The 9,720-nt window shown below is 69.7% G+C and carries 11 protein-coding genes; 5 read left to right on the top strand and 6 right to left on the bottom strand.

Annotated elements, in window-relative coordinates; genetic code table 11:
- Positions 1-813 (top strand): SMP-30/gluconolactonase/LRE family protein (locus tag DSP71_RS01360; protein ID WP_147251155.1); only part of this gene is annotated, 813 nt, incomplete at its 5' end.
- Positions 814-897: 84 nt separating this feature from the next.
- Here the strand turns inward: DSP71_RS01360 and DSP71_RS01355 are convergent.
- Together DSP71_RS01355 and DSP71_RS01350 are read right to left on the bottom strand one after the other, a co-directional pair.
- Complete coding sequence (locus DSP71_RS01355) at positions 898-1,752, bottom strand: fumarylacetoacetate hydrolase family protein (protein WP_113680172.1); 855 nt, start codon at positions 1,750-1,752, stop codon at positions 898-900.
- Positions 1,753-1,766: 14 nt separating this feature from the next.
- On the bottom strand, positions 1,767-2,741 hold the full coding sequence (locus DSP71_RS01350; RefSeq protein ID WP_113680171.1) for a C-terminal binding protein: 975 nt from the start codon (positions 2,739-2,741) through the stop codon (positions 1,767-1,769).
- A 359-nt stretch (positions 2,742-3,100) separates the two neighbouring features.
- Here DSP71_RS01350 and DSP71_RS01345 point away from each other — a divergent pair, with 359 nt between their 5' ends.
- Genes DSP71_RS01345 through DSP71_RS01335 form a run of 3 tightly spaced genes read left to right on the top strand, consistent with a single transcriptional unit; the run spans position 3,101 to position 5,476 of the window.
- Entirely contained in the window at positions 3,101-4,357 is a 1,257-nt protein-coding gene (locus DSP71_RS01345) for a sodium:proton exchanger (RefSeq protein ID WP_218867955.1), read from the top strand.
- A gap of 26 nt (positions 4,358-4,383) precedes the next feature.
- Positions 4,384-5,133, top strand: a complete 750-nt coding sequence (locus DSP71_RS01340) for an SDR family NAD(P)-dependent oxidoreductase (protein WP_113680170.1) — start codon at positions 4,384-4,386, stop codon at positions 5,131-5,133.
- Entirely contained in the window at positions 5,126-5,476 is a 351-nt protein-coding gene (locus tag DSP71_RS01335; RefSeq protein ID WP_113680169.1) for a nuclear transport factor 2 family protein, read from the top strand. Before DSP71_RS01340 ends, DSP71_RS01335 begins: the two co-directional genes overlap by 8 nt.
- Before the next feature lie 33 nt (positions 5,477-5,509).
- On the opposite strand, the gene DSP71_RS01330 is transcribed toward DSP71_RS01335, so the two are convergent.
- Both DSP71_RS01330 and dinB read right to left on the bottom strand, forming a co-directional pair.
- Positions 5,510-5,818 carry a hypothetical protein gene (locus tag DSP71_RS01330; RefSeq protein ID WP_113680168.1) on the bottom strand — a complete coding sequence of 103 codons (309 nt, stop codon included), beginning with the start codon at positions 5,816-5,818 and terminating at the stop codon, positions 5,510-5,512.
- A gap of 81 nt (positions 5,819-5,899) precedes the next feature.
- A complete protein-coding gene (gene dinB / locus DSP71_RS01325; protein WP_113680167.1) occupies positions 5,900-7,096 on the bottom strand; it encodes a DNA polymerase IV in 1,197 nt (398 codons plus the stop codon).
- Positions 7,097-7,200: 104 nt separating this feature from the next.
- Between dinB and DSP71_RS01320 the strand changes: the two genes are divergently transcribed.
- Positions 7,201-8,031, top strand: a complete 831-nt coding sequence (locus tag DSP71_RS01320) for a zinc-ribbon domain-containing protein (RefSeq protein ID WP_113680166.1) — start codon at positions 7,201-7,203, stop codon at positions 8,029-8,031.
- Positions 8,032-8,039: 8 nt separating this feature from the next.
- On the opposite strand, the gene DSP71_RS01315 is transcribed toward DSP71_RS01320, so the two are convergent.
- Together DSP71_RS01315 and DSP71_RS01310 are read right to left on the bottom strand one after the other, a co-directional pair.
- Positions 8,040-8,831, bottom strand: a complete 792-nt coding sequence (locus DSP71_RS01315; protein ID WP_113680165.1) for an SDR family NAD(P)-dependent oxidoreductase — start codon at positions 8,829-8,831, stop codon at positions 8,040-8,042.
- 1 nt (position 8,832) lies between these two features.
- On the bottom strand, positions 8,833-9,720 hold an 888-nt coding region (locus DSP71_RS01310; protein ID WP_258546199.1), incomplete at its 5' end, for a mandelate racemase/muconate lactonizing enzyme family protein.

Raw genomic sequence — 9,720 nt, 5'->3', positions numbered from 1 at the left:
CACGCCGAGGCGCCCGTCTGGTGGTCGGGCTGGGGCGGATTGCGCTGGGTCGACGGGGACGCCGGCGATCTTCTGTCGCTGCGACCGGATGGTGTGTCCCGCCAGCACATCGACGACGAGTACCTGGCCTTCGCCCGCCCGCGCTCCGGTGGAGGTCTGGTGGCGGTCGGCGCCCGCACGCTCTACCTCGCGCATGACGTCGACGGAGAGGTCCGGGCCGCCGCCTCGCTGGGCGACGACCCCGGTGTGCGCATGAACGACGGATGCTGCGACCCTCGGGGACGCCTGCTCGCGGGGTCGATGGCCTACGACGCGGCGCCCGATGCCGGAGCCGTGCTGCGCGTCGACGCCGACCTGACGACGAGCACCGTTCTTCCGCGGGCGACGATCTCGAACGGCATCGGCTTCTCGCCGGACGGCCGACGCGCCTACTACGTCGACACCGGGACGCACCGCATCGACGTGTTCGACGTCAGCGAGGGCGAGCTGCGGGGCCGTCGCGCCTTCGTCGCGATCCCCGAGGAGCAGGGTTCCCCCGACGGATTGTGCATCGCCGCTGACGGCAGTATCTGGGTGGCCCTGTGGGGCGGCAGCGCAGTGCACGGCTACGACGCCGCAGGGCAGCGCATCGCGACGATCGAGCTCCCGGTGCCCCAGGTCAGCGCCTGCACCTTCGGCGACGACGACCTCGGCACGCTGTACATCACGACCTCGGCGCAGGGCCTCGAACCCGGCCACGGCACCGAGGCGGGCTCGCTCTTCGCCGTGCGACCCGGTGTGCGGGGCCTTCCTGTCATCCCCTTCGCGGGCTGACGCACCCGACGGCCTCTACCCGGAGCACGGTGCACTCAGCGAAAGGAACCGTGCCCCGGGCACAGGCCGCCGGGGAGAGCCGAGTCAGCCCAGGTGCACCCGCTCGGTGCGCTGGCGCTGACGTCCGAGACCCTCGATCTCGATCGTCATCTCATCGCCGTCCTGCAGATAGGGGAACCGGCCGGAGAGCGCGACACCCTGCGGGGTACCGGTGTTGATCACGTCGCCGGGCTCGAGCACCAGATACTGACTCAGCTCGTGCACGATCTGCAGCACGGAGAAGATCATGTCCGCGGTCGACGAGTCCTGCCGCGGCTCGCCGTTCACGAACGACCGCAGTCGCAGCGCCTGGGGGTCGACCTCGTCGGCGGGAACGAGTGCGGGCCCGAGCGGGTTGAACGTCTCGGAGCACTTGCCCTTCGACCACTGCCCGCCCGAGACGTCGAGTTGATACGCGCGCTCCGAGACGTCGTTCGAGATCGTGTAGCCGGCGATGACCTCACGCGCGGCATCAGGAGACGACAGGTAGCGGGCGGGCTTGCCGATCACGATCGCCAGCTCCACCTCCCAGTCGACCTTCTCCGCTCCGGGCGGCAGCAGCACGACATCGTCCGGTCCGACCACCGTGTTGGGGTGCTTGAAGAAGACGACCGGATGCTCGGGCGGCTCCGATCCGGATTCGGCAGCGTGAGCTGCGTAGTTCTGTCCGATGCAGACCACCGCGGTCGGGCGGGCGACCGGGGCACCGATGCGCAGCCCATCGACGTCGGCGGCGACCAGTTCACCCCGGCCGAGCGCGGAGCGCACGCGGCCGATGCCGTCGGCGGCGAGGAAGTCGCCGTCGATCTCGGCGGTGAGGGGGGACAGGTCGTACACGACGCCCTCCTCTCGCACGTAGGGACGTTCGCGGCCGACGGGGCCGAGTCGCAGGAGCTCCATGGGGGCCTTCCAGGTCAGCGCGCGGTGGCGAAGGACGGGTTGACGATCGGCACGGACTCGCCGGCCAGGTAACGGATGACGTTCTCGGCCGCGTGCACCGGAAGGTCGGCCAGCGCCTCGGGCGAATACCAGGCGGCGTGCGGTGTGAGCAGCACCTGATCGAGGTCACGCAGCGGCGAGTCGGCGGCGAGCGGCTCTCCCGCGAACACGTCGAGGGCCGCGGCACCGATGTGTCCCGCCCGCAGCGAGGCGGCGAGCGCCTCCTCGTCGATGAGCGGACCGCGACAGGTGTTCACCACGACCGCTCCCGGCTTCATGGTCGCGAGGGCGGCTGCGTCGATCAGGTGCCGGGTGTCGTCGGTGAGCGGCACGTGCAGGGTCAGGATGTCGGCACGCGCGACGGCCTCCGCGATCTCTACGGGCTCGCACCCGGCTTCGCGCACGGCGTCGGCGGGGGCGAAGGGGTCGGCGACGAGGACGCGGAAGCCCAGCGCGCGACAACCGCGAGCGACCATCGAGCCGATGCGTCCGAAGCCGAGCACCGACACCGTGGTGGCCGAGGGGCGCACAGCGAGCGGTCGTGCGTCGACGGCCTTCCAGGTCCCGGCACGCACGGCGCGGTCGTAGGCGGACAGGCCGCGCGCCTGGGACATGATCATGGCGATGGTGTGCGCCGCCACCTCTTCGATGCAGTAGCTCGGGGTGTTCGCGACGGCGATGCCACGAACGGTCGCAGCCTCGACATCGACCATGTCGTACCCGATGCCGACACGGCTGATGATGCGGAGGTTCGGCATCCGGTCCATCACATCACCCGTGATCTGCGCCCACTGCACGACCAGCCCTTCGGCGTCGGCACCGAGGGCGGCGATGTCGTCCGGGCTTCCGGATGCGGCGCGATCGGCGCGCAGTCCTGCCTGTCGGAGCGTGTCTTCGATGACGGTTCCCGGCAGGTCGCAGTCGCTGACGAGGATGAATGGCTCGGTCATGGATGCGATGCTATAGCATCTAGCAGATATGCGCATCGCGATACCGAAGTTGGGCCCTTTCACTGTTCCGAAATCCTGGGCCGCCCGCTCGGGCGCCAGCGAGTTCACGCGTGAGGGGTGCCGAAACCCTCTGAATCTCCGTCTGAGCAGGGGGATCGCGCGCCGTGTTCGCCAGACTGGGGAGATCGAAGGGGAGTAGTTCCGGGCTCGCGAGAGCCTGAGGCCGCATCGACATACTGACGTTCACGATGATCGTCCGGTGCCCCTGTCTCCCGGATGAACGAGACCTTCGGCCCACGCGCGGCCGGAGCTCTGTCTTGTCCTCTCTCGGTCGCGCCCGACCGAAAGGACCGTTCCCCATGCCACGCGCATTGATCGGCCGTCTCGCCCTGTGCCTCCTGATCGCCGCCCCCGCCTTGGTGTTCCGCACACTGGGCTTCCACCCGAATCCCATGCTCGACCTCGTCGTCTTCGGGGCGGCGGTCGTGGCGGCGAGCTTCGTGCTCGCCTGGGCCGCCGAGGCCGCGCAGAAGGACATCTCCGGCGCCCTCGCGATCGCCATCCTCGCCCTCATCGCCGTGCTCCCCGAGTACGCCGTCGACCTGTACTACGCGTTCCGCTCCGGCTCCGACCCCGAGTACGCGCAGTACGCCGCCGCGAACATGACGGGATCGAACCGACTGCTCCTGGGCTTCGGGTGGCCACTCGTCGTGATCGTCGCCCTCGTGATCGCGAACCGGGCACGACGCGGCGAAGCCCGGCGTCTCGCCCTCGAGCTCCCCGTCACCGCACGCCTGGACGTCGGCTTCCTCGCGGTGCTGGCAATCCTCGCGTTCGCCATCCCACTGTTCGGGAACATCCCGATCTGGTTCGGCCTGGTGCTCATCGGGGCATTCGTCACCTACCTGTGGCGGGCAGGCCGCGCGGAGAGCGAAAGCCACGACGAGTTCGTCGGCGCCGCCGCGCACATCGCGGGCATGCCGACCCGCGCCCGGCGGATCACCGTGATCTCGATGTTCATCGTCTCGGCGGGCATCATCCTCGCGTGCGCCGAGCCGTTCGCAACCGGTCTCGTCGATTCGGGAACCGCGCTCGGGATCGACAGCTTCTTCCTCGTGCAGTGGCTCGCGCCCCTCGCCTCCGAGGCGCCCGAGTTCATCATCGCGGTGCTCTTCGCCGTCCGGGGAATGGGGGCAGCCGCGATCGCCACCCTCATCGCGTCGAAGGTCAACCAGTGGAGCCTCCTGGTCGGCTCGCTCCCCCTCGCGCACTTCTTCGGTGGCGGAGGGTCCGATCTGCCGCTCGATGCCCGGCAGATCGAGGAGTTCGTGCTCACCGGCACCCAGACCGTGATGGGCGTCGCGATCCTCCTCGCTCTCCGATTCCACCTGGGATCGGCCATCGCCCTGGCAGCGATCTTCCTCGTGCAGTTCTTCGTGACCGACACCGGCGGCCGCTACGTGCTCTCCGCTCTGCAGCTGATCATCGCCGCCGGTTTCCTGATCGTCCACCGTCGGCACATCCTGCCCACCCTCGCCGCGCCGTTCCGTCGATCGCAGCCTTCGCCGGCGATGACCGCGGGCGGATCCGCTGACGGCGCCGGAGGTCGCGGATGACCGCCCTTTTGCTATAGCGTTTAGGGATGACTATGCGCCGCGTTCTGATCACGGGGGCGAGTTCCGGCATCGGGACCGCCGCCGCCCTCGAACTCGCCCGCGAGGGTGCTGCCCTCTGGATCACGTATGCCGGACGGGAGGCCGAAGCGCTGCGCATAGCGGAGGAGTGCCGGGCGGCAGGGTCACCCGAGGTTCACGTGTCGCGCCTCGACCTGCAGGAGCGCGAGTCGATCGACGCACTCGTCGGCGAGATCACGGACGCATGGGGATCGCTCCACGTGCTCGTCAACAACGGCGGAGTCTGCCCCTACACGCCTTACGACGACATCGAGTTCGATGAATGGGACATGGTGCTCGAGACCAATGCCCGCGGCACCTTCTTCCTGACCCGCGGCGCGCTCCCCCTGCTCCGGGCAGCGGAGGGCGACCGCTCGGTGATCAACATCGCCTCGATCGCCGGCCAGGTCGGCGCGCTGCAGACCGGCATCCACTACGCCGCGAGCAAGGGTGCGATCCTGGCCATCACGCGCAGTTTCGCCCGGCACCTCGCCTCGGAGGGCATCCGCGTCAACGCCGTGACCCCTGGCCCGGTCGCGAGCGCCATCACGGACCAGCTGCAGGGGGCGGGGCGCGAGAAGCTCGAGTCGGGCATCCCCCTCGGCGCGTTCGGGCAGCCGGAGGACGTGGCCTGGATCATCGGATCCCTCGCCTCAGAGCGAGCACGCTTCATCACCGGCGCCACCTACGACGTCAACGGAGGAGTTCGCATTGACTGACCACGCACCCCTGGACCGCTCCGCCCTCGAAACCGTGCAGGCGCAGCTCGACGCGTTCAACGCACACGACCTCGACGCGTTCGTGGCCACCTACGCCGAGGACGCCGTGATCACCGGTGTCGCCGCCGAACCCGTGGTCGGTTCCGCCGCGATCCGTGCGTTCTACGAGCCTCGACTGCAGAACCCCGAGCTGTCGTGCGTCATCGAGACCAGCGTGCTCTTCGGCACCCGGTGGGTTGTCGCACAGGAACAGGTGATCAACGCCGGCGTCGCCACCGAGACCATCGCGACCTTCGATGTGGTGGACGGGCTGATCGCCAGGGCGTCGATGCTCAAGGCCTGAGGCGCGGGGGGCATCTCGCCGAGCGCGCCGTCTTCACACCAGATCGAAGACCTCGATGGTGTGCATGCCGAAGAGACTGGTCTTTCGGGGCTCCACCGTCGCCATCCTCGGAATCCGGTCGAAGCGCCGATTGTCGGGAGCGATCATCAGGCGGAACGGACCTCGCGCGAGCGCGACGGTCAGATGCGCGTCGTACCAGCACAGCGCCTGTCGACGCGAGGCCTTCTGCGCCCACCAGTGGAGGAGAAGCCAGGAGAGGAAGGCGAAGGGGATCAGCACCCAAAGCAGAAGCCCGCGCACGAGCACGACCAGGACCCATCCCGTCCGGCTGAGTGCGTTCATCTGCGGCTGCGCCCTTCTTCGGCTCGGCGCCGTCGAGCTCAAGATACCGGACCGGCACGAGAAGCCTGAGCGTCGTGCGGCTCACTCGTGCTCGGGCAGGACCGGCGACGACCAACCCCGATCACGACCCAGCTGTGCCGCCCGCGACACGGAGTCCGCACCGAAGCGGCCGCGCAGGGTGTCGAGCACCGTGTCGAGGCGCGCTTCGTCGCCCCAGTCGATCGGCAGCTCGGGCGCCACGTTCCCTGCACGGTCGAGCTGCGACAGTGAGATGCCGAGCAGGGTGATGCCGCCCGCAGAAATCTCGGGCTGCGCGGCGGCGAGCAGCGCGCGAGCGAGGGTGAGCAGCACGGCGGTGCGATCGGTCGGAGCCCGGAGCGAACGGGAGCGGGTGGCCTTCGTGAAGTCGCCGAAGCGCAGACGCAGCACGACCGTCCGGCACACGCGATCGCCGTCGCGGAGTCGCCTGCCGAGACGGTCGATGATCTGCGTGAGGATGAGGTCGAGTTCCTCGGCCGAGCGCGGACGAGTGCCCAACGCACGCTGCGAGCCGATGGATCCCCGACGCCGCGTGGTGTCGACCGGCCGCGGGTCGCGCAGCCGGGCCAACGCATGCACGTGCGCACCCGTCGCTTTGCCCAGCATCCTCTCGGCGGTCGCGGTCTCCAGCTCGACGAGCTGTCCGACGGTGCGGATGCCGTATCGGTGCAGCTTCTCGGCCGTCACCGCGCCCACGCCCCACAGCCGCTCCACGGGAAGGGGAAGCAGAAACTCCTCTTCCCGCTCGGGCTCGACGACCAGCAGGCCGTCTGGTTTGCTCACGGCGCTGGCGACCTTGGCGAGGAACTTGGTGCGCGCGACCCCGACCGAGATGGCGAGTCCCGCTTCCGCCCGCACCCGTTCGCGCAATCGAGCCGCGATCCGCTCGGGACTGCCCGCGAGGCGTCGCAAACCGCCGACCTCTAGGAACGCCTCGTCGATCGACAGCCCCTCGACGAGCGGGGTGGTGTCGCGGAAGATCGCGAATACGTCCTTGCTCGCGGCGGAGTACGCCTCCATGCGCGGAGGGACGACGACAGCATCGGGGCAGAGCTCGCGCGCCTGCCGGCCTCCCATCGCCGTGCGCACCCCGCGCGCCTTCGCCTCGTAGCTCGCCGCCAGCACGACCCCGCCGCCCACGATCACGGGTCGCCCGCGCAATTCCGGGGCGTCGCGCTGCTCGACCGACGCGTAGAACGCATCGAGGTCGGCGTGCAGCACGGTCGCTTCCCCACGCATCCTGCTCTCCTGTCGACGAGCGGATCGTCGCATGGACCGGGGACATCCGTGGACGTCGCGCCCGGCCCGCACCCGGTGTCGGTCCTCACAGGTAGGTTCGGCGCGTGCCGGAACCGGTGATGCAGTGGTGGGCGCGACGGCAGTTCTCCCGCGGTCGCGCGATTCCGTATGACGTGGGAACTTATCGCGCTGGGTGGGCCGCGTACCCGGAGCTGATCCGCCAGTACCACCCCGAGCTGAATCACGGCATCGCGCTGTCGCAGATCCCTCTCGCCGCCGACGTGCTCGTGTGTTGGGAGTGCCCGGTCGGCCATCGGTTCGCCGCCACACCGACCGAGCAGCGCGAACGTCCAGGACGCGTCCGGCGCCGCTCCGGGTGGTGTCCGGACTGCTCCGCGCTCGCCCGCCCGCAGCCGGTCGTGCTCGGGGAAGCTCGCGCCATCCCCCGTAGGCCCCGTCGCCCCGCGCCTGCACTCTGCACCAAGACGCCCGACCTGCCCTCGGGGACCGCGTTCGCGAGTGAGTGCGCGCCGAAGCCCGCCTCTGCCGCGGAGGGACGTCTGCGGGCGGGACTCGGGGTCGCGATCGAGTTCGACACCACCGTGAACGCCGTCAAGGTCTCGCGCCCGTTCTTCCGCCACACCGAGGTCTGGCCGGACATCGTGTTGCCGGAGCTGCGCATCGCGATCGAGTACGACACGGTCGGCCGACACGGCCTGGAGCATGTCGGCAAGCGGCAGGACGCGGATCTGCGCAAGGACCGCGCCCTGCGTGCTGTGGGGTGGGAGGTGATCCGCATCCGCACCGGGAAGCTCGAACCGCTCGGTCCGCACGACCTGGCGCTGCCCTCCGTCGGAGCGAAGAGCATCGCCCGGATCATCGACGAGCTGCGGGTGATTCGGGGAGCACTGCTGGTGGATGCGTATCTCCGGTAGGTGCCCCGTCAGCCCTCGAAACGCTCCCGCAGACCCGGGTCGATGGCGATGTCGCCGAAGGATGCCGTCCACGCGCCGTCGACCGCGATGGACTGCCCCGACAGGTACGGCGCCTCGTCGGAGAGAAGGAACGCCGTGAGCGCGGCCACCTCTTCCGCGCGGGCGATCCGGCCCATGGGCGGCCCCTCGGCGAGGGCACGTTCCTCGGCGGCGGGATCGGCAGCCCGGGCGATCTGCGCCTCCAGATGCGGGGTGCGCACGCCACCGGGAGCGACCGTATTGGCTCGTATGCCCAGAGCGCCATACGACACGGCCACGCTGCGGGTGAGCGCGTCGATGCCGCCCTTGGTGAACTCATAGGCGGCGTGGTCGGTGAAGCTGGAGCGCCCATGGATCGAACCGATGTTGACGATGGCGCCCGCCACACCCTGGTCGACGAATGCGGAGACCGCCGTCGAACAGCCCCAGATGTAGCCGAAGCCGTTGATGTCGAGCACCTCGCGCACCACGGACTCGTCGAGCTCGTGCAGGGGCGTCCGTTTCGTGATGCCGGCGTTGTTGACCCAGCCGGCGAGCGGGGCTCTGGCGCGGGCAGCAGCAGCCGCGCGCTCGTGCGTCGAGCGATCCGACGCGTCACCGAGCACCACCTCAGCCACGATGCCGTCTTCGACCGTGCCCGAGCCGGCAGAGCGCTCGAGCCCAACCACGATCCATCCGTCAGCCGTGAGGCGCTCTGCGATGGCACGGCCGATGCCCTTGCCGCTGCCCGTCACGACGACGCTGCGTGCAGATTCCGTCATGTCAATCCCTCTCGAATCGGAAGACGGCGGGATCGAGAGCGAAGCCGAGTCCCGTGGCATCCGTCGGGCGCACCAGACCCTCGAACGACGGACCACCGAGGATGAACGACGGCGCGGGGTCGTACGGATTGACTCCTCGCGCGAACGTCTCCACGCCGATCCCGAGGTGTGCGGTGACCTCGGGATACACGTGCCCGGAGACCGGGACACCGCGCTCGGTCGCCCATGCGATCATCTCGCGGGCGGGCGTCACACCACCGATCGCCACGACGTCGAGGCGCAGCGCCTCGACACCACCGACCTCGACCAGCGCCTTCAGCACCGCGGGATCGGTGACCTCATCGCCGACGGCGACCGCCAGGCCCGATTCCCGGCGGATGCGCGCGACACCTGCTGCGTCTTCCGGCAGCAGCGGGTCTTCGAGCCACGCGAGCTGCGGGTCGCCCCACTGCGCGATCTCCGCGAGCGCGGTGTCAGCATCCGGCCAGCCGAAACCCACATCGACGACCAGCCCTGTGTCAGCGGGCAGCTCTGCATTCAGAGTCGCCAGGAGTTCTCGCATGTATGCCGGATCCGGAATGCGCGAGATCTTCACGTTCGTCCATCCAGCAGCCTGCGCGAGAACCTCGTCGGCGACCTCCCGCGGAGCCCGGTCCGCAGACGGGTAAGCGGCGACCAGCATCGATTCCCGGGGAGCATCACCGGTGCCGAGCAGCTTCCACAGCGGCATGCCCGCGCGCCGGGCGGCAATGTCCCAGAGGGCGATGTCGACCAGCCCCATGGCGCGCCGCACCAAGCCCACCCGGCCGACGATGGCACTGCCGCGCAGCATCCGCTCCCACGCCGCCGCAGGGTCGTCGGCATCCGCACCCACCGCGTGCGGGGCGAC

The organism is Microbacterium sp. H6, from assembly GCF_003314775.1.
In the GTDB taxonomy this organism is placed as follows: domain Bacteria; phylum Actinomycetota; class Actinomycetes; order Actinomycetales; family Microbacteriaceae; genus Microbacterium; species Microbacterium oxydans.
Note: the sequence above shows the minus strand (reverse complement) of the source record. Positions and strands in the feature narration are given on the sequence as shown.